This window comes from Ferruginibacter sp. SUN106, assembly GCF_050611765.1.
In the GTDB taxonomy this organism is placed as follows: Bacteria; Bacteroidota; Bacteroidia; order Chitinophagales; family Chitinophagaceae; genus Ferruginibacter.
The window spans coordinates 99,863-125,990 of sequence record NZ_JBODJC010000002.1; the positions used below are offsets into that span (position 1 = coordinate 99,863).

The 26,128-nt window shown below is 38.5% G+C and carries 20 protein-coding genes; 10 read left to right on the forward strand and 10 right to left on the reverse strand.

Features of this window, described 5'->3' with window-relative positions; genetic code table 11:
- Positions 1-46: 46 nt before the first annotated feature.
- The 5 genes from ACQ334_RS06460 to ACQ334_RS06480 all read right to left on the reverse strand — a co-directional run bounded on the left by ACQ334_RS06460 (position 47) and on the right by ACQ334_RS06480 (position 7,811).
- Entirely contained in the window at positions 47-1,894 is a 1,848-nt protein-coding gene (locus ACQ334_RS06460) for a DUF1501 domain-containing protein (RefSeq protein ID WP_430987360.1), read from the reverse strand.
- A 20-nt stretch (positions 1,895-1,914) separates the two neighbouring features.
- Positions 1,915-3,777: a DUF1800 domain-containing protein gene (locus ACQ334_RS06465; RefSeq protein WP_430987361.1), complete on the reverse strand. Its 1,863-nt coding sequence runs from the start codon at positions 3,775-3,777 to the stop codon at positions 1,915-1,917.
- A 201-nt stretch (positions 3,778-3,978) separates the two neighbouring features.
- On the reverse strand, positions 3,979-5,856 hold the full coding sequence (locus ACQ334_RS06470) for a tetratricopeptide repeat protein (RefSeq protein ID WP_430987362.1): 1,878 nt from the start codon (positions 5,854-5,856) through the stop codon (positions 3,979-3,981).
- A 16-nt stretch (positions 5,857-5,872) separates the two neighbouring features.
- A complete protein-coding gene (locus ACQ334_RS06475; RefSeq protein WP_430987363.1) occupies positions 5,873-6,616 on the reverse strand; it encodes a LytR/AlgR family response regulator transcription factor in 744 nt (247 codons plus the stop codon).
- A 370-nt stretch (positions 6,617-6,986) separates the two neighbouring features.
- Positions 6,987-7,811, reverse strand: coding sequence for a universal stress protein (locus tag ACQ334_RS06480; protein WP_430987364.1), 825 nt, complete (start codon positions 7,809-7,811; stop codon positions 6,987-6,989).
- Positions 7,812-8,073: 262 nt separating this feature from the next.
- Between ACQ334_RS06480 and ACQ334_RS06485 the strand changes: the two genes are divergently transcribed.
- Positions 8,074-9,738 (forward strand): hypothetical protein, encoded by a 1,665-nt coding sequence (locus ACQ334_RS06485; RefSeq protein WP_430987365.1) that lies wholly within the window; start codon positions 8,074-8,076, stop codon positions 9,736-9,738.
- A gap of 6 nt (positions 9,739-9,744) precedes the next feature.
- On the opposite strand, the gene ACQ334_RS06490 is transcribed toward ACQ334_RS06485, so the two are convergent.
- Positions 9,745-10,998, reverse strand: a complete 1,254-nt coding sequence (locus ACQ334_RS06490) for an ATP-binding cassette domain-containing protein (RefSeq protein WP_430987366.1) — start codon at positions 10,996-10,998, stop codon at positions 9,745-9,747.
- A 196-nt stretch (positions 10,999-11,194) separates the two neighbouring features.
- Here ACQ334_RS06490 and ACQ334_RS06495 point away from each other — a divergent pair, with 196 nt between their 5' ends.
- The 5 genes from ACQ334_RS06495 to ACQ334_RS06515 all read left to right on the forward strand — a co-directional run bounded on the left by ACQ334_RS06495 (position 11,195) and on the right by ACQ334_RS06515 (position 14,564).
- Positions 11,195-12,472: a DEAD/DEAH box helicase gene (locus ACQ334_RS06495; RefSeq protein ID WP_430987367.1), complete on the forward strand. Its 1,278-nt coding sequence runs from the start codon at positions 11,195-11,197 to the stop codon at positions 12,470-12,472.
- 174 nt (positions 12,473-12,646) lie between these two features.
- On the forward strand, positions 12,647-13,192 hold the full coding sequence (locus ACQ334_RS06500; protein ID WP_430987368.1) for a hypothetical protein: 546 nt from the start codon (positions 12,647-12,649) through the stop codon (positions 13,190-13,192).
- 21 nt (positions 13,193-13,213) lie between these two features.
- Complete coding sequence (locus ACQ334_RS06505; RefSeq protein WP_430987369.1) at positions 13,214-13,645, forward strand: hypothetical protein; 432 nt, start codon at positions 13,214-13,216, stop codon at positions 13,643-13,645.
- Positions 13,646-13,816: 171 nt separating this feature from the next.
- Positions 13,817-14,095: a hypothetical protein gene (locus ACQ334_RS06510; protein ID WP_430987370.1), complete on the forward strand. Its 279-nt coding sequence runs from the start codon at positions 13,817-13,819 to the stop codon at positions 14,093-14,095.
- On the forward strand, positions 14,079-14,564 hold the full coding sequence (locus tag ACQ334_RS06515) for a hypothetical protein (RefSeq protein ID WP_430987371.1): 486 nt from the start codon (positions 14,079-14,081) through the stop codon (positions 14,562-14,564). Before ACQ334_RS06510 ends, ACQ334_RS06515 begins: the two co-directional genes overlap by 17 nt.
- Positions 14,565-14,643: 79 nt before the next feature.
- Here the strand turns inward: ACQ334_RS06515 and ACQ334_RS06520 are convergent, their stop codons facing one another.
- Positions 14,644-17,223 carry a M14 metallopeptidase family protein gene (locus tag ACQ334_RS06520; RefSeq protein ID WP_430987372.1) on the reverse strand — a complete coding sequence of 860 codons (2,580 nt, stop codon included), beginning with the start codon at positions 17,221-17,223 and terminating at the stop codon, positions 14,644-14,646.
- A 226-nt stretch (positions 17,224-17,449) separates the two neighbouring features.
- On the opposite strand from ACQ334_RS06520, the gene ACQ334_RS06525 reads away from it, so the two are divergent.
- Positions 17,450-18,202 (forward strand): hypothetical protein, encoded by a 753-nt coding sequence (locus ACQ334_RS06525; protein WP_430987373.1) that lies wholly within the window; start codon positions 17,450-17,452, stop codon positions 18,200-18,202.
- A 57-nt stretch (positions 18,203-18,259) separates the two neighbouring features.
- Here the strand turns inward: ACQ334_RS06525 and cysM are convergent, their stop codons facing one another.
- On the reverse strand, positions 18,260-19,141 hold the full coding sequence (gene cysM, locus ACQ334_RS06530; RefSeq protein ID WP_430987374.1) for a cysteine synthase CysM: 882 nt from the start codon (positions 19,139-19,141) through the stop codon (positions 18,260-18,262).
- Between the two features lie 234 nt (positions 19,142-19,375).
- Here cysM and ACQ334_RS06535 point away from each other — a divergent pair, with 234 nt between their 5' ends.
- The 3 genes from ACQ334_RS06535 (at position 19,376) to mgtA (ending at position 23,688) form a co-directional block, all read left to right on the forward strand.
- Positions 19,376-20,584 (forward strand): peroxiredoxin family protein, encoded by a 1,209-nt coding sequence (locus ACQ334_RS06535; protein ID WP_430987375.1) that lies wholly within the window; start codon positions 19,376-19,378, stop codon positions 20,582-20,584.
- An 8-nt stretch (positions 20,585-20,592) separates the two neighbouring features.
- Positions 20,593-21,054, forward strand: a complete 462-nt coding sequence (locus ACQ334_RS06540; protein WP_430987376.1) for a DUF4395 domain-containing protein — start codon at positions 20,593-20,595, stop codon at positions 21,052-21,054.
- 120 nt (positions 21,055-21,174) lie between these two features.
- Positions 21,175-23,688: a magnesium-translocating P-type ATPase gene (mgtA, locus tag ACQ334_RS06545; protein ID WP_430987377.1), complete on the forward strand. Its 2,514-nt coding sequence runs from the start codon at positions 21,175-21,177 to the stop codon at positions 23,686-23,688.
- 113 nt (positions 23,689-23,801) lie between these two features.
- On the opposite strand, the gene ACQ334_RS06550 is transcribed toward mgtA, so the two are convergent.
- Positions 23,802-24,419: a gluconate 2-dehydrogenase subunit 3 family protein gene (locus ACQ334_RS06550; RefSeq protein WP_430987378.1), complete on the reverse strand. Its 618-nt coding sequence runs from the start codon at positions 24,417-24,419 to the stop codon at positions 23,802-23,804.
- Positions 24,420-24,438: 19 nt separating this feature from the next.
- Positions 24,439-26,115, reverse strand: coding sequence for a GMC oxidoreductase (locus tag ACQ334_RS06555; RefSeq protein ID WP_430987379.1), 1,677 nt, complete (start codon positions 26,113-26,115; stop codon positions 24,439-24,441).
- Between the last annotated feature and the right edge of the window lie 13 nt (positions 26,116-26,128).

The window sequence follows — 26,128 nt, forward strand, 5'->3', positions numbered from 1 at the left end:
AGAAAGAGGATTTCAGTTTTGAGTTTAGTTTTTCAGGTTAGTTATTTTATTCAAACAATATTTTTTCATTAATTACTGTACCGCTGTAAGTAACATTTAAAATATACAATGTCTTTACATCAAAGAAATTGGGTACTTTAAAACTAATGGACACATTGCCTCTCGGGTTGACCTGATTATAATATAATTTTTCGCCCCTGGCGCCGTAAATAGTAATCTCTACATTTTCATTTACCCGTGTTAAAAATTCTATGTTGATAGTATAATTAGTTACCGGATTTGGATATACTCTTATCTCCTGCTTATTAGTATTTTTAAGTTTTACAATTTTTGAGTAGGCAGGCATACCTTGTTTGGTAATACCTTTTATACGGTAAAAAACCTGCGGAGCGCTTATACGGCTATCTTTATACACGTATTTCTGCTGATTTAAATTACTGGTATTTTTCAACGTATTCAGTGGTTGAAAATCGGTACCGTTTACAGAACGCTCCACAACAAAAGTGTCATATTTATCATTTTCAAAAACTTCAAAATCCAGTTTGGCAAATTCTCCGTCCCATCCGGCATTCAGTTCTATGCCATCTAATGGCAATACTATTTCATTAAAGATGGGCACAGTAGCGTAAGTACCTCCTAAAATAGTTTGCGATTCTGCCGCTGTCATGCACAACCATTTTTGCATAACGGTAGTGTATAGTTGCCTGAAATCGTATTGCAGTGGTACCTGCGTACTTGCTGTTGGATTGGTGGGCAATACAGGAGAAGTTCCGGTAACGCCACCATTTAAAACAGCCCCAAAGAAAATCACCGGTGCACCTGAACCATGATCGGTACCCACACTGGTATTAGCAATAACACGGCGGCCAAATTCACTAAAGGTCATCCCGGTTACTTTATTGGCCTTACCCATTAAAGTAATATCATTTTGAAAAGCAGCAATAGCAACAGATAATTTAGATAACACATTTGCATGATAGCCAGTTGCAGTATTACCTGCTACCACCTGGTCCACATGCGTATCAAAAGTATCAGGGTGATTAACAATATAAACCGGCGTTTTTAATCCGCCACCTATAAGCCGGGCTACAATTTTAAGCTGGTCAGATAAGGTATTGCCTGATGCAGCATACATGGTAGATAATGTTACCTGCGCCGCATAAGCAGCTGAAATGCTGGAGGCATATGCGTTACTCTGATCCTTCATCATGCGTATAAATGTAAGCTCCCTGCCATAATCATTTGCAGGTGCAGATGCCGGTGTGGCAGTAGCCACATTTATCAATGCAGCAGGATTGGGTGCATTGTACCCCATATTGATATTAGGGCCTTGTAATGATAACGGCAACGCACCACCGATTTGTATAGCCAAAGGGTCAGGACTGGTAGCATTGGGATAGCCAGTGGGAAATCCGGGATAAGTGGTATCTAATTGCCTGCCCAGCCAGCCTGTATCAGGAGAAGGTAAGGTGCTGGTTGCTGTAAACCAGATGTCTTGTGCCTGAAAATGACTGAAGTTGGGATTAGGATAAGACACGCCATGCACCAGGTTTACTTTTCCATCATTAAATAAATCTCTAAGCCCCGTCATTGCAGGATGAAGGCCTGTAGTGGTAGTACCATTCAGCGCCAGCACAGAACCTGAGGGAATTAAAAGGTTTGGCCTGGCATTATTCAATTCGGTGTACCGGTCCAATGGTATCACCATATTCAAACCATCGTTACCACCATTCATTTGTATGATCACTAATACCCGGCCACAATTGGCATTAGATAAAGTCAGCGCCTGTAAAAAAGGATGCAATGCACCATCGCCGGCAAAAACAGGTATACCAGAAATCATCATTGGCACAGTAAAGAGTGCAGTGTTACCTAAAAATTTTCTACGGTTCATAATTTCTTATTTTAAGAAGACTACATTAATTGAAATTCTGCCAGTTGCAGAAAAGTGGTGAATAAAGAATTGAGCCTGGTTTTAACAATATTGGCATTAGCTGTTGTTGGCGAGGCCACATAATTATTCCATGCCGTGGTCCAGTAACTATTGGTTACCTGGCCAGCTAAAAGCGTTTGAATTTTAGTGTCACTCTTATACGTAGCAGGCAGGTCAACTGCAAATAAGTAAGGTACAATTGCATTGATCAGTAAATCAGGATCCTGTATGGTAGCACTGGGAAATTGCTGTACATAAGCAATAGGATCGAATTTAATGCTGAGGCCGCCTACGGTAAAACCATTTATAAAACTTGTAAGCAATGTTGCCCTGCGTTGTATAGAATTGGAGTTGATCCAGTTTTGGTAATAGGTAGGGTCCTGGTAATAGGCTTTCCACCCCGATACATTGGGCACCAGGCCAAGTCCCTGCTCCAGGTTATTGTTAGCATAATTCTGAAAATAATTCCAGATAGCATATTGATTGGCCACCTGCGTTGCACCGGCGGCAGCTGTGGTATTAATATTTAAAGTACGCAATGCTCCTGTAATAAAATCTACAGGGCTCTTTATCATCACACCTTTGTTGGCTACGTCAAAAAAATGTTCGCTCTTTAATAAAGTACTCATCACAGGAGCGATGTCCCAGTTATTGCTGATGAGTAATGCAGATAAAGGAGCAATAACATTTGTTTCAATATTAGGATCAATATCATAATACACAAAAAAACGGTAGAGCCTGCGGCAGATATATTTTGCAATAGTGGTTTGCTGCTGCGTAAAAAGCATATCAAAGAAAAGATCAAATTCATTGGCACCATTTACACCGGCCTGATTAGTGATAGTGGTATTACCAAAAAAAGAAGAAAACAGTTTGTTGCTTTGATTATGATAGGAAGCATTAAAGCCCGGCGCAAAAGGATAGGCTGCAATAAAACTGGGCACCCGCCAACCTGATATAACTTTTGATGCTGCAATAACATCAGGCTCGGTATAATTTTGCGTAGGCACTTTTCCCAATGTAAATAATTCCATCAGCTCACGTGCAAAATTTTCGTTAGGCACCGATGCTGTACTATACTGATTACCTAAAAATACCAGCATGGCCGGTGTTTTTGCAATGGCTTTAATCAAGGTTTTAAAATTACCGAGTGCATTGGTTCTTAATAAATTCATATAATCACTGCACATGGTAGCAGAATTATTCTGCTGGTTCCTGATATCATCAAAATTTACCGGGATAAAATGATACCAGAATTGTGTCATTTTTTCCCGTATAGTAGCACCATCATCAATACACAATCCCCAGCTCCAGCTTGTTAAGCTGATCTGCCTGTAACTATTATTAGTACCATCATTGGCATTTACATACGTAAGATTATTAGCTGTCCAGCTTGCACCCAGGGCAATACCGCCGCTATCTGCTAAAGTAGCCTGGTAGTAATTGAGTGGTGTGGGCGAAGGCAATACAGGCGCACTGATATTTAGCAATGCATCTACTGCTGCAGATGGTGTTAATAAAACCAACGCCTCCAGGTCGGTTTTCTTAATACCAAAACTTGTGCGTCGTAATAAGTGCGTTACTTCCCATGCCGTCCATGTGCCTGCATATGGTGTAAGGCCACTGGTAATATTACCCACACGTAAAGAATCAACATCATCGGCAACGGGTAGCTGCACTACTTCGCTGTATTGCCTTGGCCCTAAAGTTTTACGGGCATATTTGTCAAACAGCGGATCGGGGCCTCCCGGTGGCTCTTCAGTAAGTACATCATCAGATAATTTCTTTTTAAAACCAGCCAGGTTCTTAAAAAAATCTTTTCTCTTTAATTTTTCATGTCCCATAAATAAGAATAGTTTAGGCAATAAAAATTTTACTACCAGTTAAGGAATTCTATAGCAATGCTTAATACTAAGGTTAAGGGCAAATAAATGCTCTACAGTAAATAGGGTAAAAACAGCTAGTTTACGTAAGGGTAGGACAATCTGAATTAGGCGGTTAGTGCTATGAAGATAAGGGAAATGAAAATAAATTTTAGAAAAAAATTATCCGGCGCCCAGTTGTATTATAAAGCTACTGCCACTACCCTCCTCACTTTCAATTAAAAGGACGGCATTTATTTTTTGCAATAATTCTTTTACCAGGAAGAGTCCGAGGCCACTGCCTTTTTCTCCATGTGTGCCGGTTTTACTTTCTGCTTCATTATTAAGCAGTTCTTCAATTTTATCTTTACTCATACCAATGCCTTCGTCTTTTACAGCAATAAAAGTGTGGAATTGATCGCTGAAACTGCTCACGGTAATATGCCCGTTTGCCTGGCTGTACTTTACTGCATTGGTAATAATATTACGAAGTGCTATCTCTATAATATTATGATCGGCAGTTGCCATAGTGGTGATAATATTTTTATCAATAAGAATATTTTTCTGTGTGGCCTGCGCCCTTGCTGCACCAATAGCATCATCTATACAATCTTCTACATTTATATTTGTGATAGTGGGTTTAGTATTCTTGATCTGCATATTGGCCCATACTAAAAGATTATCCAGCATATTGCTGGTTTGGCTAACGGCCTGCTGTGTCTGCTGTCTGAATTTTTCTTTTTTCTCTTCGGGCAAAGAAGTGTTTTCTGCAAGGGAAAGATAACCATTTAGTGTAACCAATGGATTGCGCAAATCGTGACTGATAATAGAGAACAACCTGTCTTTTACATGATTGAGTGTTTGCAGTTCGTCTTTTTGTTTGTTGATCTGGATATTTTTTTCCTGCAATAAAATATTGTTCTGTTTTATTCTTCTGTAAAAAAAACCAAGAGCTGCTAACAGCAATGCAGCCCCAATTGCAATGATGATAAAAATATTACGCTGACTTTTTTGTTTAGTGGTTTCCGCCTCCTGTTTTACCAGGCTGATATTTTTTTTCTCTAACTGGTAATCAGCTTCTAATTGTGTAAGCAGGTTTTTACTGTCGTTACTATAAAGGCTGTCTTTAAGCTGATGGTATTTAGTAAGATAAATACTTTGCTGTTTATAGTCTTTCATATCGGCAAACATATCGGCCATGTTGCGGTAGTTTTCCATAAGCACCGCAGATAACCCCTCTTGTGTTGAATAACCGATACTTTTATTAAATGCATCAATCGCTTTTGTATAATTGCCTGCCTGCGATTGCGTGGCACCTACATTATTAAACACAATGGCCAGGTTATCTACCGGCGGATCTTTCATGGCATTGTATTTTTTTAATACCGTATCAAAGTACTGCAATGCCAGGGCAGTATTTTTTTTATGTTTATAAGTAAGCCCCATATTACTAAGGCCATTGGTCACCATAAAATCATCATTAATAAGCTTTGCTATCGCAATACTTTTTTGCATAAAAGCTATAGCTGAATCATAGTGCTGCTCCTGGTCGTACATATTGCCCCGCTCTGCATATAATGAAGCCAGTTGCCCGCTGTCTTTTGTTTGTTTTACAATAGCTTCGGCTTTATCATAATATTCATCTGCTTTAGGCAGTGATTTGCTTTGAAAAAAAACATTTCCCATCGACATGTATGCATTTGCAAGACGATGATTATCTTTCAATGTTTCATAGATCTTTGCACTTTGCTGGTAAAAGTTCAGGGATTTATCAAAATCACTTTTTAGTAAATAACAAAAACCAATGTCATAATAGTTATTGGCTAAACGTAAGGAAAAATTTAATTGCCTGGCTAACTCGGCAGAACGTTCTAAATATTCAATCGCTTTAGTAGGATTGTTATCGATATAATAATTACCAATGCGATTTAGTGTACGTTGAATATTGCTATCCTGCTTTTCGGTATCCAGTACTTTCAACAGGCTATCCACTTCTTTATTAACCTGTGCAGCACAAGGCCAGTACAATAAAACTGCAACAATCAGCAACAACTTTTTCATATTTACTACAACAAGATTAAATAAAACGTTTAATGGCCTGGTTGCCGATAATAGCATTCATCACTTCTTCTGCATAAGTTTTACCAATGGGCAATTGTATTTTATTGATGTGAACAGTATCCGTATCTACAGCAGTTACTTTTTGCCGGTTCACTAAATGAGAACGGCTGATACGGATGAAAAGATTGGGTGGCAATTGCTGTTCCAGGTTTTTCATGCTTACCAATGCAATTTTCTTTTCGCCGTTTTGCAAAAAAATATTTACAAAATCACCCAGCGACTCTGCATACAGCACATCAGTATAAGTAATTCTTAAAAAGGTATTTTTATCTTTTATAAAAAAAGATTCTGCATCCTTTTGTTGAAACCCCTCTCCGGCAGAAGTGTTGGCTTTAATAGATGCCAGCACCCTTACTTTGTCAATAGCACGCAATAATCTTTCGGGTGGCACCGGTTTTACTAAATAATCCACAGCATCCAGTTCGTAAGCATCTGCTGCATAGCTGGGGTGAGAAGTGATAAAAATAGTAAGCGGTAACTGTTTAATACTTTTTGCCAGTTGTATCCCTGTAAGCCCGGGCATTTCCACATCCAGTATCAGCAGGTCGGGTTGAAAATGCTGTAACTGCTCTCTTGTAGCTAATGCATTTTCGCAAACACAAAGGCATTCCAGTCCGGCAATATTATGCAACTGCTGCAGGGTGTACTCCCTGTACAGTTCATCATCGTCTGCAAGCATATAAGTAAGAGGATAAGGCATAATCAGGTATAAAAATAACCCTTTTTAAATTGTGTGGTATCCTTTGTCTACTTAAAATGACAATTGACCTACTTACAGGTATAGTTCAGCTACTTGGGCTAAAACAGTGGTAGGGCGGTATTACTTTTACATCGGTTTTTCATAGGATATTGGATTTTAAACGGGGCAGGATTTTCATCCAGCCCCCATTTATTTAAAAGGCTCAGATAAAACCCTATATATTTCACGTTGATCGGGCAGTGCGCTTTAATATCCATTAACCACAGCCTTATCTATGGTCCCACGGCATTTTTGCTGTGGGATTTTTACACTTAATAAAAAGCCGTTCCCAACAGTGTGGAGAACGGCTTTCGCTATTTCATATGGCAAATTATTCATGCATACAAAGCACAGGCAAATGTGTGTGGTGCAGCAATTCTTTGGTTTGGCTTCTGCCAAAAACTTTTTCTACCAGGTTATGTTTTTTGGGTATCATTACCATCCAGTCTATTTTTTCTTTATCTGCAAACCAGTTGATGCCATTGGTAATATCCCCGGAAATAATAGTTTGGTAAGCTGGTTTTAAATCATACAACAGCTCACTTATATGCTGGCTTTCCTTTAACTTTTCGTCAGAGGTCATGGTATTATTATACTCAATATTCAGCACATATAATTCGGCATTAAAGTCAAGTACTAATTTTTTTAACGGTTGTACAGGTGTGGTTTCCAATACTTTTTTATAATCGCAGGCAAAACCGATTTTACGCACCGGTGTAAAGGCAGCTTTAGGTGGTATCACCAATACAGGGTAAGTAAGCTGGTGTATAGCTCTTATGGTATTGCTGCCCACCACCAGCCTGGTGAGTGCATTTTTTCCAGACAGTCCCATCACCACAAACTCTGGTTTTACTTCGTCACATAATGCTGTAAGGCCCTCTGTTAATGTAGCATTCTCTGCCTTAATATTGATAGTGATAGTACGCCTTAAAGCACCCTGTACTTTATCTTTAAAAGCGTTCAGTTCATGCTCGGCGGCTTCCTGCATTTCAACAATACTTACATAGGAGTAGCCATATTCTGTTACGGGGATAACCATTTCGTAACTATGATAAAGCCATAATTCGGCACCATAAAACTCTGCCAGGTTACCGGCAAAGATGGCTGCATTAGCCGCAACATCAGAAAAGTCTACCGGAGCTATTATCTTTTTCATTGTAGTAAATTTTATACTCCAAATCTATAGTGCCTCCTGTTTTTTTACTATGACCAAAATCAGGTATCGCCATGATTTGAGCTTATCAGCTGGCTATATGCATACAAAACAGTGTTAAGACTCACCCTGAATTTTTACCTTATCAAATGCTATTTACAAGTTTACGTGCTGGTGGGTATTGCATTAATCGTTTTAAAACAGCAATTTTACAACACAAAACAGTTTTACCTGTACCCGATACCACCATTCAAATTACACCAGCATGAAAAAGTTACTTTTATCCAGCCTGCTTATTGCAGTTACCGCTTTAGTATTTGCCCAAACCTCTACCGGAAAAATTACCGGCCTTAAAGATGCCTGGGGAGAGGATATCACTTATATAGGCGAAATAAAAAACAAACAACCCAATGGAACAGGCATTGCCATTTACAGCAATGGTAATGCCTTACGTTATGCAGGCAATTTTGTAAACGGAATGTATAGCGGTAAGGGTACTATTGTGTTTAAAGAAGGCGCCTTTTTAACCGGCGAATGGAAAAACGGAAAGCTGAACGGCAAAGGGGCTAATCTCAGTAAAAACGGCAATATTTTTTCAGGCGATTTTGTTGATGGTAAAAAAGAAGGTAAAGGAGTATTAATTTATAAAGACAATGCCCTGTTACAAGGAGAATGGAAAGACGATAAGTTTAATGGCCGCTGTATTTTTATTCCCGGTAATGCAGGAACTGTGAATGACAATATTTATGCAGAAGATAAAAAAAACGGGTTGGGGTATCAATACGAACTGGATACCAAAAAATTGTTCCAGGGAAGATGGAAAGACGGTACCTGGGAAACTGCCACTACCGGAAACTATAAAAGTTTTTTAAACAGCAGTGATTTTTATGCTGAAAAAACCAGCAAACAAATTTTAATAGGCGCATTAAACAAAACCAGCAAGAGTTTATATGATACTGGTTTTGTGTACGACTTTGGTACTAAAAAAAGATACTTTGGATTTTATAAAGAAGGGATATTTGAAAATGGAATTATAATGCAGGATGATTCCAGCCGCTTTATAGGCTCGCTCACCAAGCAAGGCGTTAACGGCTATGCTTACTATTACAGAATAGGCGATTTTTATGATGAAGGCAATTACCTGAATGATTTTTTAAACGGCACCGGTTGCCTGAGCATTAACCTGAAAACAAAATCCATTTATTATGGCGCAACAGCTGATAAAGGATTATTTACCGGCAAAGCCTGGTTTGCCAATGGCAAGAATGAATTATACAATGGTGATTATCTTAAAGGAAGATTTACAGGCAAGGGATACAGGATAAATTCCGCCGGCTATTGTATAAAAGGCACCTGGAACGATGGATACCCGGTTACTGTAACAAGTATTACCGACGATAAAGGTATAGCCATTTCCGTTATGCCAAAAACATTGGCCGAAGCCATTGCATTAGTTGCTAAACAGTCTGCAACTGATCTTGACATTTTAATGGGACAGGTAATAGATAATCCATCTGATGATACTACCGATGCATTGAGAAACAAAAGCATCATCAGTTTTCCATTGGCACTTAAGCAAGATTACATCATTGATGATGAAGCTTTTTATTTAAGCTATATCGCACCTTATTTAATCACCAAAGATTTTGCTAAAGCCAAAGCAAAGTATAATGAGCTTTGCAAACAACTGGCAGCAATAAAAATAACTTTAAATAATACCAGTGGTGCTTTTGGTTTAACCGGCACCCCAACAGAACCCGATGCTGGTATTAAAACCAATGCCTGTACTTTTTTATTCCCTGCAAAAAAAGAAATAACCGCAGGATATGCTGCATCCGTAGTGATGGTGAAAGATGATTCGGGCAACTATACGGTTGAAATTGTTTTAGGCGATAAAGATGCAACAGTTTTAACCGATGATGATTTTTAGTTGTAGTTAACTGTTTTGAATTACACCTGTTGATCCGTTTTCACCAGGTAAAAGATTGAATACAAAGCGGGGCGTTAAACCTGCCTCGGGCCGGTGCGATACATAGAGAATTGCCGTATTACTTTCTGCGGCAATTTTATTAATAAGTGTTGTGAATAACATGATATTGTAATCATCCAGGCCCGATGCCGGCTCATCTAATATCAGCAAAGGCGGATGCTTTATCATAGCTCTTGCCACCAGCACCATACGCTGTTTTCCCAATGGTAAAAAACAAAAAGGTTTATTACGATCTTCATACAAACCAATCAGCTGCAGCCATGCCTGTGCCGTTTTAATTTGTGTTTCATTAGGCACCACATACAATCCGATGGAATCAAACAATCCGGATAGCACCATTTTCTCTACAGAATCTAAACGTGAAAAAAACTGCGCCATGGTAGCATTCAGATACCCGATGTTTTGTTTAATATCCCAAACCGCTTCGCCACTGCCTTTTTTAATACCAAACAGTACCAGGTCTTGTCCATAGCCTTTAGGGCTATCACCGGTTATCAAACTAAGTATGGTACTTTTGCCACTTCCATTTGGTCCTGCCAGTTGCCAGAACTCACCAGCATTGATCGTCCAGTTTATCTGATCAAGAATTTGCCGCTCTTCATAACTTACAGATACATCATGCAATTGTACCAACGGGCCTGCTGGTAATGTGTAGGCATGTAATGCAGGAGGAATATTTTCGAAAAAATGATTGGCATGAATTGTTGTTGCCGCATTTAAATAAGATACAATACTTTCATCTTTTATGATGATGTTATTTTGTATAGAAAATATTTTTTCAATAAAAGGCAGTATATCTTTTTTACGATTTACAACCTGGACTATTAAAGTAGTGGCAGCAATTGTTTTTAAAGAAGCAATAATATTTTCCTGTGCGGCAGTATCTAAATTATCCAGTACATTATCAATTACTATAAAACCCGGCTTTTTACTAATGATGTATTGCAGCAAAGCTTTTTTCTGTTCGCCGCTGCTCATGCTTTTAAGGCTTTTGTTGTTAGCAGTGGTAATTTCAAAATGGTCGTGCAGTAATTCTTCTTCAATAATTTTATTGATGGCGATATGAGAATACAATGCACCAGCTGCCGGGGGCAAATTGATGTATGGTTTTAATAAATTTCCATTCACCAGGTTTTCAACCACCCAATCATAATTACAACCGGCTGCTATATCAATGGCACAATGTTGTATTTCATTCATAAACGTATCAACTGTTTTTGAAGCAGCAAATTTACTCCAGGGTTGCCAAACAAAACCCATTAAATCGGAATACCCTATCTTCGCAGTTCTCCACACAACAATACGGCAGGTTGTAAGCCGGTGGTACAAACAAATTTCCTTCGCTGATCTCAGAAAATACAACGTCCTTTCAGCCATACATCATAAACCATTATTAATGGATTTTAACAGTCTCGGGTTAATTGAACCCATACTTAAAGCTTTAGACCAGCAAGGCTATAGCAAACCCACCCCTATTCAGCAGCAGGCCATACCCATCGTATTAAAGCAGCAGGATCTTTTAGGTTGTGCACAAACCGGTACCGGTAAAACGGCCGCATTTGCCATTCCTATTTTACAATTACTGTATCAGCAAAAACAAAATATACCTGGTATAAAAGTATTGATACTTACACCAACAAGAGAGTTGGCCATCCAGATAGGTGAAAGCTTTGCCGCTTACGGACAAAACACCAATATTACACATACGGTAATTTTTGGTGGTGTATCGCAACTGCATCAAACCAATGCCTTAAAAAAAGGCGTGGATGTTTTAATTGCCACACCCGGCAGATTATTAGACCTGATGAGCCAGGGTTTTATCAACCTGCGCCATTTACAGATTTTTGTTTTGGATGAAGCCGATCGCATGTTAGACATGGGTTTTATTCACGACGTAAAAAAAGTAATTGTACGTTTACCGGAAAGAAGGCAAACCTTATTTTTCTCCGCAACCATGCCGCCCGAAATACAAAAACTGGCAAATGTGTTGTTAACCAATCCAGCAAAAGTAGAAGTTACCCCGGTATCATCTACCGTTGATGCTATTGAGCAGGGATTATTTTATGTAGGCAAACAAGATAAAAATAAATTACTCATTCATTTATTAAAAGACCCGGCATTAGTAAGTGCTTTGGTTTTTACACGTACCAAACATGGTGCTGATAAAGTAGTAAAAGTATTGCACCACGAAAACATTACTGCTGCAGCTATACACGGCAATAAATCGCAGAATGCAAGACAGAATGCACTGAGTAATTTTAAAAATGGCAACCTGCGTGTGCTGGTAGCAACAGATATTGCCGCAAGAGGTATTGATATTGATGACTTAACCCACGTAATTAATTTTGAATTACCTGAAGTGCCGGAAACTTATGTACACCGTATCGGCCGTACAGGCAGAGCTGGTAATACAGGTATTGCATTATCTTTCTGCGATGCAGATGAGAAAACAGAATTAAGGGATATCCAAAAACTGATCGGTAAAACTATTCCGCAGTTTACAGAGCATCCTTACCCGTTATCTCCAACTGCACAGCCATCTGCGCCTGCAGCAAAACCTCACCAGCGCCCAAATTTTAAAAGCCGTGGCGGAGGTGGGGGCAATAACCGCAATGCTTCGCAGGATAGAAATGGCAGAAGAAGTTTTAGTTCTGGAAGAGGGGAAAGAAAATAAATTGATTACAAAATTGTTTATACAAAAAGCTGCACCTGGTGTGGCTTTTTTGTTTACATGATTTACAGGAATGAATAAGAATTATTTTTTGCTTATTTTATTTAGAGTTATTTTTAAAGGAGAAATTTAAAAGATACTCCATTATATCTGGCTTTTATTGACAACATTTAAAGTATGAAAATTGCACGAAAATTCAGCACACTTACTAAAGAAGAATATTTTTTCTTCATTGATAATTATAAAAAATATAGTGATTTTAATACCCTTGGATTGTATCGTTCTATTATAGAAAATGAAAAATTGCAACTTACAGATAAAATAGAAGTCAGAGACTGTGCTCATAAAATTTTTAAAAAAACCTTCGAATTCTTACAACTTAAAGATCCGAAAACTTATTTTGAAGTTTCAATTATTGGACAGGAGGTCACAAAAGGCGATGAAGAAAGTATCTGGAATACGATAAAAGCAAATCAGCAAAAAATATTAGCGGACAAAAAAATCAGGCATAGAAATTTCGGTGACTATTCAAAACACAATTGCGGTCGTGAGCATTGTCCATACAATGGCCTTATGATTAAGCAAGGTTCATGGTTAGCTTACGGAGAAATGCACTTCAATTCTGATAAAAGCAAATTTTCAGGCAAGATAAAATCTGACAGAGTAAAAAAAGCGAGGAAAAACAAACAGCAGATCATCAGGAAAATTATCGATACTGAATAACAGATCATAATAAACAAAAAAATGAAAAAGCTATTATTTATTTTTTTAATCTTCGGTGTATTTTCCCAAAATACTAAAGCAGATACTATCGACTTCTGGCATGTGTATTATAATAAGACAAAAATCAAGGAGTTCAATCAATTTGGCACAAACGAGATCATTATAAAGTTAAACAGCATAAAAGCCGGCGATTCTTTAACGGTAAGATATTTCAGGGATACCCCCTGCCCCGATTGCCCCAGCCTGTTGACGGTTGAAGATGAACAACACCGTGTATTTGTAAGCAGTAAAGGGATGGGCACTTTTAATCCCGTTTCATTTTCATTAGATGCTTTGGTGGAATTAAAAAAGCAAGGTTATAATCAACCCTTTGAAGTATTTTATACTGACGGAGTTGTAAAAGGCAGATCAGAAAAAAAACTTATTTTCAGAGTAGTGATCGAATTAAAATAACATTAAAACCTTACATCTTATTTTAATCTTCACTAAAAATCCGTATTATTGATACCGAAGTACTATTAGCGATAACTAATGCGTAAATCTCACAAAACTGACCTTCTCCTTAACGTGCTGCTCCCGATTATACTGGGAGTTTTAATTTATGCACTCCCCGCTTTTAAAAAATTGCCTGCATTATTTATCAACCATTTACCCGACGGCCTGTGGGCATATGCATTTTTATCCTGCATCCTTATTATCTGGAACAGGCAAATACATATTCCATGGCTTATTGTAGTGTTGATATCATTTGTTGCATTTGAGGTATTGCAGTCGCTGGAGATCATTAATGGTACCGGAGATATCAAAGATATTATTACCTATTGTACATTTTCTATTATTGCCTTATTCGCTAACAGCTTTTTTTCTAAAACCTTAAACTACACATATGAAACCAGTTATTAAAAATGCACTCTCTGTTGTAACAATAGCCGTATTCTTTTTTATGGCTGTTGCAAGTTCTCATACCAAGCACATGACCTTTACTAAGGAGGCCGGGCAAATACCACCAGACTTTGGAACTACCAGCGACACTTTACTGGTAATCAGCCACGACAGGGCTTATAATAAATATCTAAAGAGTAATTTTAAAGACAATTATTTCGGTGCTTACAAGATCATTAATAACAGTGAGCTTGCTGCATATCCTGTAAGCAGTTACCGATTTGTTTTTGATCATGATTTAAACTATTCCACCAAAACAACCGTTAATACATCAACCGGTGCATCCCATAATTCCACCTATGCCTCATCTGATATATTTTATGTTAAGGACAGAACAACAGACAAAAAATATGTTACCAAAAGCTCAGCTTATTATTCAAAATTGATGAGGGCCTATATTAAAGCGCTGGAAGAAGTAAGAAAAAAATAAAGAAAAAGAAATAGTTTTTACATAAAGAGTGCCCGGTTTACCCGGGCACTCTTGTATTGGAGTTGAAGTTGAAAACGATTTATTCTTCCGTTCTTCCACTTGCAGCATCAATTATCTTTCCAAAGAAAATTGCGTTCATCATCAGTTTGGTGCCACCTAACCAAAATGCCCGGAAGTTAGGATTGTTATCAATATTAATTATTCTTCCGCTACCTGCAGTATTTACAATTACCGCAGCTGCATTTTTTATCGCATCACTATTTTCTTTACTGATCCAGCCGCTTTGCAAAGGGTTTTCTTTATAATAAAATGGTGTGGCAAAGGGATTTTTACTTTTTTCCATGTACACCCTGTTAGCTTTAAAAAAACTGATGGTTTTTTCATTGTATCCAAATGCCAGCGGATGCGTCAGATCCACATCAGCACTAAAGATAGCACCACTCATTTGTTGTGCGCCATCTATTTCTTCTTCTTCACCGTAAGCAATTCTTTTGGCACTATCCACCGGGCTCTTTACTTTTTTTAATGTTACTGTATTTATGCCATTCTGCGATGCCCATTGCACCGCTTCTTCCAGTAAAATTAAATTACCACCAGCATTTACCCAGCTCTTTAATTTTTCTTTATTCAATTCGGGATAAGAACCTCCCACCAGTATCAGAGTATTGTATCGTGTAAGATCGGCACGGTTAAACATAGAAGGTTCCAGGTGTGTTGCAGGTATGTTCATGCGTTGATCTAATAAGTGCCATACTTCACCTGCATCAGTAGCATTAACACCTGTGCCTGTTATCATAGCGATAGATGGTTTTGTAAGCGCAATCACTTTCCTGCTGCCCATATCAACACCACTTACCGCATTACCGGTTTGCAATGCATAAAAAGGCACGGCATATTTTTTTGCAATATCATTTACCAACGAAAATAATTTATCCGCATCCATCGCCTGGTTATTCTGCGCAATTAAAATGGTACCGGCATTAAAATTTTTATTACCTGCACTTACAGGAATTTCAAATTTTTCTGTAGCTACTTTGGTGATGATATTGTTTTGCTGCAATTCATATAAAGCTGCTGGAGCTAACAGCTCACTCCATTCCATCAGGTAACCATAATTACTTTTACCACCAGTTACTGTTGCTGTAAGATCACCGGCTTCTGTAATTTTTTGTCCCAGTAAATTTATGTTGAATTGCGTTGCATTCAATTCACCGTAAGGCAAACCAAAAGCCAGTGGCATTGTCCATGCGGTGATGTCATAAAAAATACTGTCTTTATAATTCAATGTTTTTTCAAAAATAGTACGCAGTATTTTAAATTGTGTTTGCTGCATGGGTACTACAAATGCATCATCCGTTTTAAATGTTTTCCCGTTGGCAGTAATATCATTTTTTGGCTTGTACACAGCCACCTGCTGGCGTAATAACATTTTCACAAACAATGCCGTTTTATTTTTATCGTTGCCATCACCAAAAACATATGCCTGTACCGGTGCTGTGGCAGCTTCTTTTAATGAATTGATATAAAAACTTCTCTGCCATTCTAAAAATTCTTTACGCAAATTATCAGCGCCTTCCAAAGTAGAGAGTGCTGTTGTAAATTGATTTTTTATAGTAGCAGGAAATTTCAGAATGCCATTCACTGTTTCCTGCGCATGGCCACGGCTACTGGCTTGTTCAAATAAAATACCGATAGCACCATTAATATCAGGATAGGTAGAACCTTTGCCATAATAAAAATCATCATAATTTTCTTTGGTAAAATATAAGCTACCAATTTTATCTAATGCCTTTGCATGAAACTTTGCCAGCTTATTGGTAAGCTCCTGGTTTTTTTCCGGCGTTAATGGATTTACCCTTGCAGGCACACCGGGCTGAAAAAAGAAAGTAGCATTACTGCCCTGTTCATGATGATCAGTCAAAATATTCGGTTTCCATTTATGAAACCATTGCAACCGGTTCTGGCTTTCCACATGTACAGCCGGCAACCAGTCCCTGTTCAAATCAAACCAGTAATGATTAAATCTTCCGCCAGGCCATACTTCATTAAACTCCCTGCTGTTAGGGTCGGTAACTAAATTTTTGCTTTTATGCTGATTGGCCCAGGTAGAAAAACGTTGCAATCCATCAGGGTTAAAAGATGGATCAAAAAGTATTACTACATGATCTAACAGTTCGTCAATTTGTTTGCCTTGCGCTGCAGCCAGGTAATACGCACTCAACAAAGCTGCATTGGCACCACTGGGTTCATTACCATGAATGGAATGCCCGATCCATACAACAATGGGCATGTTGTCAATACTTACCGAAGCAGATTTTGTTGGATCGCTCAATAATAAATGTTGTTGTCTTATCTCTTCTAAACGTTGTTGATTTTTTGGAGATGTAATTATCAGCAATACCTGCGGCCTTTGTTCATAGGTAAAGCCCATTGTTTCCAGTTTTACTCTTTCCGGTGCAGCAGCGGCTATCGCTTTCATATAATTCACCAGCCTGTCGTGTGTAACATGCCATTCACCCACTTCATGAAAAATAATATCTTTTGGTTTAGGTATCGCCGGATTGTAAGTAACATCATTGGGTAAATAATAACCCAGGTCCTGTGCAATGGTTTGTACCGCTATAAAAAAAAGTATAGCAGCTAAAAACAGCTTTCTCATAAGTAGTTTAGTTGAAGATTGAAAATAAGTTGTTTGAGGGAAAATACAAAAGCAATTTTGCCTGTGCTGATTATTCCCCGAAGACCGGTTGCGAATCACTAATACGAATACCTCAACAAATAATTAACTACCTGTAATTTCTTAAAGCAAAACCTTATTGTATATTTATACCCGGTTATATCCGTAACCGGTTTTCCAAATTTTATTACGACAAAAAATTTTTACCGTGAACAGACGAGAGTTTACCAGGGACACTTTAATGACCCTCACCAGTATTGCATTCCTGGATATGTTGTTTACCAACAATTTATTTGCTGCACCATTGAAAGAGATCTCAACAAAGTGGCTGAAGGAACTACAGTTAATGTGTAAAGACCTGAAAACAGACAGGATAACTCCCATGCAATGGCAGGAGAAAATAACCGAGTTTCATAACAGGCTACCATTGGAAGACTTGCTGCAATTGATCGACTACGATAATGCAATGAAAGGTTTTGAATACCCCGACAAAGGCGTGAATGTAAAAGATCCGGTGTTACCAAAAGTAAAAGGCATTTCGGAGCAGTATGCTTTTACAGGCCGCATCTTCGGTATGAAAAAAGGCAGGGCTATCATTCCACACGGACACAGCAATATGGTTTCGTGCCACAGGATATTAAATGGTGAAGTGTTATTAAAACAATACGACAGGATAAAAGATGAAGGCGATTATATGTTCATTAAACAAACCCTGGAAGAAACTGCAAAGCCGGGCAGCTTTTCTTCTATCTCCGACCAAAAAGGAAATGTACACTGGCTGGTTACCAACACCGACTATGCACACACCTTTGACGTAATTGTAGGTAATTTAAAACAACAATCAACCGAGATTGATAATATAGATATGTACGAAGCTGAAAAAGCAGAAAGCGGTTTACTTAAAGTAAAAAAAATGGATTGGAAAGAAGCGCTGGAAAAGTATGGTGATTCACATCATTGATTAATCGGCTTGCATTCTTTTTTGCTACGAATTCCTCTGTAAAATGATAATGATGGCTTAATCAAACAAATCACTACTCAAATACCTGTCCCCCCTGTCGCAAACAATAAAAACAATTACACCTTCCTGTAATTCCTTTGCCAATTCAATAGCCGCATGTGCTGCACCGCCGCTACTCATTCCACTGAAGATGGCTTCATCCCGGGCTAATTTCTTCGCCATTACACGGGCATCTTTTTCTGCAATTTCAATCACACGGTCTACACGGCTTTTATTAAATATTGTTGGCAGGTATGCTTCGGGCCATTTGCGTATGCCGGGAATTTTAGAACCATCTGTTGGCTGACAACCTATAATTTGTATGCCCCGATTTTGTTCTTTTAAAAATTGGGATGTTCCCATAATAGTTCCGGTGGTGCCCATCGCAGAGACAAAATGTGTGATCTTTTGATTGGTATCTCTCCATATTTCCGGACCAGTAGTTTTATAATGCATACCTGGATTATCAGGGTTTCCAAATTGATTAAGATTATGATAACCGCCTTTTGCTAATTGTGCAGCAGCATAATCAATAGCACCTTCCATTGATCTTTCTTTTGGCGTAAGAATTACTTTGGCACCAAATGCTTCCATAGTTAAAACCCTTTCTCTTGTAGCATCTTCGGGCATTACCAGTTCAATAGGCACGTTAAACAAACTGGCGATCATGGCCAATGCAATGCCGGTATTACCACTGGTAGCTTCAATTAAAGTAATGCCTTCTTTTATTTCGCCTCTGTCTATTGCTCCTTTAATCATTCCATAAGCAGCCCGGTCTTTTACACTGCCTCCCGGGTTATTACCTTCCAGCTTGCCATAAATTTTTACATTGGGATTAGGGTTGAGCTTCTTTAATTCTACCAATGGTGTGTTACCTACTAAATCTAAAATACCTGCCATAGCTTTTGTTTGATCAGTAAAATAAATTGATATGCAAACGAAATAATTAATTAGTCTACAAAATTGACAGGCTTTTAACAAAACCGCTTACTAAAAACGAAATTTTATTTGGGTGGCCACAGATTGCACAAATTACACAGAAATAAGGATGTTAAATTGCTGTATAAAGTCTATTATTTTGATAGAGTATTGCTATATTTGCAGTTGCACGAAACAAACCTGTTACAAATTAGCATGAAACTATTGATATTGGCTTTAAGTATTGCCTTAAGCCCGGCCGTGATAGCACAGCAGGGCTGGTGGAGTGCACAATTGCACCGCAGCGATGGCAAGAGTATTCCTTTCACTTTTGAATGGAAAAAAGAAAACGGTAAACCGGTTTGGTATATTCACAACGCTACCGAAAAAATAAGGGTGGATAATATCACTGCCGCAGGAGATTCATTCATTATTCAGATGCCGGTTTTTGAATCGCAATTCCGGTTACAATACAGTAATAGAAAACTAAGTGGTGTATGGTTAAAAGGCGGTGCACTAAAAACGCAGGCAATGCCTTTTACTGCAGAAGCGGTTAATAAAAGATTTACAACTACGTCAACGCCGGGTAAAAATATTTCAGGTAAATGGTCTGTAACATTCGCCAATAATAAACCCGGTGAATTATCTGTTGCAGAACTGCAGCAAAACGGTAATACACTTAGCGGTACATTTCTTAACCCCACCGGCGATTATCGTTATTTAGAGGGTATAGTTACAAAAGATTCTTTGTACCTCTCCTGCTTTGATGGCAGCCACGCATTTTTAATTACTGCGGTAATTGAAAACAGCACCACAATTTCCGCAGGTACATTTTATTCAGGCGCATTGTACAAAGAAGCCTGGCAAGGTATAAAAGATGCCAAGGCAAAAGTAACAGAAGAAACAGTAGCCATGTATGCCAAACCCGGCGAAGAAAAATTACATTTTACTTTTAAAGATCTGGAAGGCAAACCTGTTTCTATTGATGATGTAAAGTTCAAAAACAAAGTAGTGATAGTACAATTAATGGGCAGCTGGTGCCCCAACTGTATGGATGAAACTGCATTCTTAAGTGCATACTATAATAAAAATAAACAACGTGGTGTTGAGATCATTGCATTGGCCTATGAATACAGTACTGATTGGGAACGCTCCGTAAAAAGTTTACAAAAATTTCAACAACGGTTTAATGTACAGTACAGTATTTTAAATACCGGTGTTACGGTTACTGATTCTTTACGCACAGAAAAAACTTTGCCTGAACTAACACCGATCAGATTTTTCCCTTCTGCTGTAATATTAGATAAAAAAGGAAAGATAAGGAAACTCGATACCGGCTTTACCGGCCCGGCAACCGGTGCACATTATGTGGTGTACAAAAAAGAATTTGAAAACACCATCACTAAATTATTACTCGAAAATTAAAAAAAATTATGGCTACAGAATTAGAATGCCCTGTTGATTTTATAACAGTAAATGAAAATAAAGTAAGGCTTACGGCATTAAATGTTTTTATACTGGCAGTTGTTTATCTTATAATTCCCCATTGGATCATACCTGCATTTTTAAGTATCGATTTTTTTCTGCGTGGTTTTAATTTCGGCAAATACAGTTTATTGAATATCCTTAGTGAAAAAGAAGTGCAACTCTTCTCTATAAAACCAAAACCTATTGACCAGGCGCCTAAAAGATTTGCTGCAAAAATTGGTTTTATTTTTTCTGTTGCTATCCTGGCTGCAACACTTTTTAATTTTATTTCTGCCGGCATTGTACTTGCTGTTATACTTACAGTATTTGCTTTTTTAGAGTCCTTTCTTGGCTTTTGCGCAGGTTGTTATGCGTACACTTTTTATAACAGGCTATTTTTAAAAAGCAGAAAACAGGCGGTAAACTAATACCTGCAAGGTATATTTTCTCACCCTGCCCGGATCATTCTTGCATCCGTTAAGTTTTGAATAACAAAACAACTCTTGTATTGCAAAGCCTTTAGTTTAATTTTAAAAAAATTAAGCTATATGGACCTGAAGGCATACTGGCAATACCTAGTTTCCGATGTATTAAAAACACTACGATCAACAGCAGAAGGCCTTTCTGCTGCAGATGCGGCTCAACGACTTGCTTCTTCCACAAAAAAAGAAAAAGAAAAACCACAGTTTGTAAAAGATATCATTTTATTTTTCGCCCAGTTTAAAAGTCCGCTTACTTTATTGTTGGTGGCAGCTGTTATTCTTTCAGCTTTCCTCGGTGAAACTTCTGATGTGTTCATTATACTTTTTATTTTATTAGCCACCGGCATTATGAGTTTTATACAGGAACGGCATGCCGGGCTTGCTGTTGAAAAATTACGTTCTCTTATCCGCAGTAAAGTAAAAGTGCAACGCAGCAATACTGTTGTAAATGTTTACTCCGAAGAAATTGTACCCGGGGATATTATAGTATTTGCTGCCGGTGATATTATACCTGCAGATTGTTTGTTGCTGGAAGAGAAAGACCTGCATGCAAATGAAGCTACGCTCACCGGCGAAACTTATCCTGCGGAAAAAGAAGCAGGCGTTATTGCAGCTGATACCGGCATGAGCAAAAGAACCAATGTATTGTTTGAGGGCACCAGTATTGTAAGCGGTACAGGAAAAGCAGTGGCTGTATTCACAGGTAAAGACACAGTATTCGGCGCCATCTCTGCAAGCCTCACCAAAGCACCGGAAGAAACTGCATTTGAAAAAGGCATCCGCAAGTTTGGCTATTTATTAATGCAGATCACGTTGGTATTAGCAGTAATAATTTTAGCAGTCAATATTTATTTTCATAAACCCTTAATTGATTCTTTACTTTTTGCATTGGCTTTGGCTGTTGGCATGGCACCGGAATTATTACCTGCGATTATGACTGTGGCTATGAGTGCAGGTTCTAAAAGAATGGCCAAACAAAAAGTGATCGTAAAAAAATTATCTTCTATTCAGAATTTGGGAGAAATCAATCTTTTCTGTTCTGATAAAACCGGCACCCTTACAGAAGGTGTATTAAAAATTTCCGGCATTACTGGTATTGATGGCAATGAAAATGAAACTGTAAAACAACTGGCTTATTTAAATGCTTTTTTTGAAACCGGTTTTTCTAACCCGATGGATGATGCATTAAAAACAATGGATCATGTTACTGCTGATGGTTACGAAAAAACAGATGAGATACCGTATGATTTTATCAGGAAAAGGTTGAGTGTTGTTGTTGTGAAAGATAATAAACACCAGTTGATCAGTAAAGGAGCTATCGATAATATCATTGCGGTTTGTGATACAGTATTACTTGCAGACGGATCAACGGCACCCATTCAATCTTATAAAAAAAATATAGACGATTTGTACCAGCAATACAGTGGTAAAGGTTTTCGTACAGTAGGTGTTTGTTATAAAGATTGTGCACAACAAATTAAACTGGTTAAAGAAGATGAGCAGCAAATGATCTTTGCAGGTTTTGTTTTGTTACAGGACCCTATAAAGCCGGGTGTTATTGATGTGATAAAAGAACTGAACAATAATGGTGTACAATTGAAGATGATCACTGGTGATAATAAATTAGTGGCTGCCTATATCGGCGAACAGATCGGTTTACATAAGATCATTGTGATATCCGGTGCAGCAATTGCAAAGATGAGCCCCGAAGCTTTAGTACAGCAGGTACAAAAAGCCAATGTATTTGCAGAGATAGAACCGCAGCAAAAAGAAAATATTATTAAAGCATTACGCAAGGCTGGCAATACCGTTGCTTATATGGGTGATGGTATAAATGATGTAGCTGCGATCAATGCAGCAGATGTAGGTATCTCCACCAATAATGCAGTGGATGTTGCCAAAGAAGCTGCTGATGTGGTATTGCTGGAAAAAGACTTGGCTGTTTTAAATGCAGGCATCTTAGAAGGGAGAAGAACTTTTTTAAACACTCTCAAATACATTTACACCAATACCAGCGCAACCTTTGGCAACATGTTCAGTATGGCCGGCGCTTCATTACTACTACCATTTTTACCTATGCTGCCACAGCAAATATTACTCACCAATTTTCTTACTGATTTTCCTTATATGGCTGTGGCCGGCGACAATGTAGATGAAGCCGACCTGAAAGTACCGCAACGATGGAACCTGAAGCAGTTAAAAAACTTTATGATCGTTTTTGGTTTGCATAGTTCTGTTTTTGATTATATCACTTTCTTCCTGCTATACCGGTTATTCAAATCAGAAACCGTGTTTCAAACAGGTTGGTTCATTGAATCTATCTGCACAGAGTTACTGATACTGTTTGTAGTGCGTACACACAAATCGCTTTTAAAAAGTGTGCCGGGTAAACTGCTGATTGCTTTAAGTGCATTGAGCTTAGTGGTAACTATTATTTTACCCTTTACACCTTTTGCAACAGCGCTGGGCTTTGTAGTACCGCCGTTAAAGCTGCTGGGCATTATTGCAGGTATTCTGCTGCTGTATGTAATTACTGCTGATATTATTAAAGTAATTTTTTTCAGAAAGGCAGCGATATAAGTTTTTAGAGAATCTGATAATTTTCCGTCTCCTTTTGCGGGTGCATAAAATGAAAATTAAATGCCGTTCATTTGGTTTTGAACGGCATTTAATTATTTATACAGGAATATTTTTTAAATAGCCCAGGCCTTATCTCCCTTTTTATAAGGTAATGCACCATCATAATGTCCTGGAATAGGTAAAAAACGCAACGCTTGTTTACTACCTATTTCTGAACTGAAGTAGCCCCACAAAGTTAATTGCTTCAGCATGCTGTAATAATGAGAAGGAGCGCTTACAAAATTAGGGTCCATATCTTTCCTTGCTTTTTCCCTGGCGTCTTTTTCTTTTTCATCACGTTGCTTGTTGTATTCTTTAGCTTCTTTTTCTAACCCGATCAAAAATGCTTTACGTTGATCAGGTGTAGCATCCATAAATGATTTGCCATTAGCTTTTTCGCAGGCTGCATTTAAACCTGCTAAGCCATCACCAAAAGCTTTTTGCTGATCAGCATTATAACAATCTGTTACAATGGTTTTCATAAATTCACCGATCTTGGTGGCTTTTGCTCCCGGTGTTGAAGTGGTAGGAATAATTGTTTCGCCTACTTCATCAAGTAATGCAATATTACTGGCCGAAAAAGTTGAAGCATCTGCTTCTTTATTTGTACAGCCAGATAAAAACACGTCACCACCAATTACAACACCACCGGTTAATACAGCTATCATTTTTAAAAGTTCCCTGCGTTCCATAATTTTTATTTTATGAGTATTACAAATTTTGTTTTTTTAATTCTTCCACCGCATGATCTACTGCTCTTGCAGTAAATGCCATGTACGTTAAGGATGGATTCTGGCATGCAGATGATACCATAAATGATCCATCAGTTACAAATACATTGGGTGCATCCCACACCTGGTTCCATTTATTCAGCACCGATGTTTTAGGATCGCTGCCCATACGTGCTGTACCCATTTCGTGAATACCATGTCCCATTGCATGGCCACTATCGTAAGTATTAATTCCTTTTGCTCCTGCGGCCTCCAGCATGGCCACCATTTCAGCCACAATATCTTTCCGCATCTTCATTTCATTTTCTTTTAATTCAGCATCCATCGATAACACCGGCAATCCCCATTTATCTTTTTTAGTTTTATCCAGTGTTATTTTATTTTCATGATAAGGCAGAATTTCTCCAAAGCCTGTAGCACCCATACGCCATCCTCCCGGTTCAGTCAGGGCTTCTTTAAATTCAGCGCCAATATTCAATTCAGCAATTTCCCTGCTCCAACCACTACGGCTGGCCGAACCCTGGTACCCAAAGCCACGCAGGTAATCTCTCTTATCAGTACCCACATTGGCAAAGCGTGGAATATAAAATCCCGTTGGCCTTCTGCCATAATAATATTTATCTTCATACCCTTCAATAGTTCCGCTGGCACCAAGGTTGTAGTGGTGGTCCATGATATTATGCCCCAGTTCGCCACTGCTGCTGCCCAACCCATCGGCCCATACATTGGTTGCCGAACGCATTAATATCCATGCAGAGTTTAATGCAGAGGCACAGAGAAAAACTATTTTGGAATTGAATACATAAGTTTTGTTATCCTGCGTATCCACCACTTCAACACCAGTTGCTTTTTTCTTATCCTTATCATACAATACCTGCGATACAATGGAATAAGGACGTACGGTTAAATTTCCTGTTTTTAATGCAGCAGGATAAGTGGATGATTGTGTACTGAAATAACCACCAAACGGACAGCCTTCCCAGCAACGGTCACGGTACTGGCAGCCCGGCCTTTCAGGAAATGGAACGGTGATATTGGCCACCCTGCCAATGATCATATGACGCTCTTTAAATTTTTCTTTTATTTTTGCTGCCACGTCTTTCTCTACCATATTCATTGGAAAGGGTGGTAAAAATTGCCCATCGGGTAAATTAGGAATTCCCTCTTTTGATCCGGCAATGCCTGCAAATTTTTCTACATGATCATACCATGGAGCAATCTCATCATAATTTACTGGCCATGGCACAGCAATGCCATCTTTAGCGTTGGCTTCAAAGTCCATTGGGCTCCAGCGATAACTTTGCCTGCCCCATAAAACAGAGCGGCCGCCAAAGCGGTAACTGCGCCACCAGGTAAAAGGTTTTACTTCGGTATAAGGACAATCTTCTTCATTGGCCCAGGCATCCATCACCTGTTCCTGTGCAGCCCAGCCACGGTGTATCACCGGGTATTTTTTTCTTTGCTCGGCAGTGGTGTTGCCACGATGCTCAAACTCCCAGATGTTTTTTGTGGCGCTTTTGTAATCTTTAATATGTTCGTGTGGGCCTCCCCGTTCTAATAACAATACTTTTAATCCCTTTTCACAAAGTTCTTTAGCAGCCCAGCCCCCGCTGATACCGGAGCCAACTACTATTGCATCGTATGTATTGCCTGGCATATTAAATGACTAA

Bases quoted from the DNA above. Each gene is read 5' to 3' on its own strand.
- ACQ334_RS06465 (WP_430987361.1), bottom strand. From the start codon at position 3,777: ATGGGACATGAAAAATTAAAGAGAAAAGATTTTTTTAAGAACCTGGCT.
- ACQ334_RS06555 (WP_430987379.1), bottom strand. From the start codon at position 26,115: ATGCCAGGCAATACATACGATGCAATAGTAGTTGGCTCCGGTATCAGC.
- ACQ334_RS06550 (WP_430987378.1), bottom strand. From the start codon at position 24,419: ATGGAACGCAGGGAACTTTTAAAAATGATAGCTGTATTAACCGGTGGT.
- ACQ334_RS06535 (WP_430987375.1), top strand. From the start codon at position 19,376: ATGAAACTATTGATATTGGCTTTAAGTATTGCCTTAAGCCCGGCCGTG.
- ACQ334_RS06520 (WP_430987372.1), bottom strand. From the start codon at position 17,223: ATGAGAAAGCTGTTTTTAGCTGCTATACTTTTTTTTATAGCGGTACAA.
- ACQ334_RS06490 (WP_430987366.1), bottom strand. From the start codon at position 10,998: ATGAATGAAATACAACATTGTGCCATTGATATAGCAGCCGGTTGTAAT.
- ACQ334_RS06505 (WP_430987369.1), top strand. From the start codon at position 13,214: ATGAAAAAGCTATTATTTATTTTTTTAATCTTCGGTGTATTTTCCCAA.
- mgtA (WP_430987377.1), top strand. From the start codon at position 21,175: ATGGACCTGAAGGCATACTGGCAATACCTAGTTTCCGATGTATTAAAA.
- ACQ334_RS06495 (WP_430987367.1), top strand. From the start codon at position 11,195: ATGGATTTTAACAGTCTCGGGTTAATTGAACCCATACTTAAAGCTTTA.
- ACQ334_RS06480 (WP_430987364.1), bottom strand. From the start codon at position 7,811: ATGAAAAAGATAATAGCTCCGGTAGACTTTTCTGATGTTGCGGCTAAT.
- ACQ334_RS06475 (WP_430987363.1), bottom strand. From the start codon at position 6,616: ATGCCTTATCCTCTTACTTATATGCTTGCAGACGATGATGAACTGTAC.
- ACQ334_RS06470 (WP_430987362.1), bottom strand. From the start codon at position 5,856: ATGAAAAAGTTGTTGCTGATTGTTGCAGTTTTATTGTACTGGCCTTGT.
- ACQ334_RS06500 (WP_430987368.1), top strand. From the start codon at position 12,647: ATGAAAATTGCACGAAAATTCAGCACACTTACTAAAGAAGAATATTTT.
- ACQ334_RS06515 (WP_430987371.1), top strand. From the start codon at position 14,079: ATGAAACCAGTTATTAAAAATGCACTCTCTGTTGTAACAATAGCCGTA.
- ACQ334_RS06485 (WP_430987365.1), top strand. From the start codon at position 8,074: ATGAAAAAGTTACTTTTATCCAGCCTGCTTATTGCAGTTACCGCTTTA.
- ACQ334_RS06540 (WP_430987376.1), top strand. From the start codon at position 20,593: ATGGCTACAGAATTAGAATGCCCTGTTGATTTTATAACAGTAAATGAA.
- ACQ334_RS06460 (WP_430987360.1), bottom strand. From the start codon at position 1,894: ATGAACCGTAGAAAATTTTTAGGTAACACTGCACTCTTTACTGTGCCA.
- cysM (WP_430987374.1), bottom strand. From the start codon at position 19,141: ATGGCAGGTATTTTAGATTTAGTAGGTAACACACCATTGGTAGAATTA.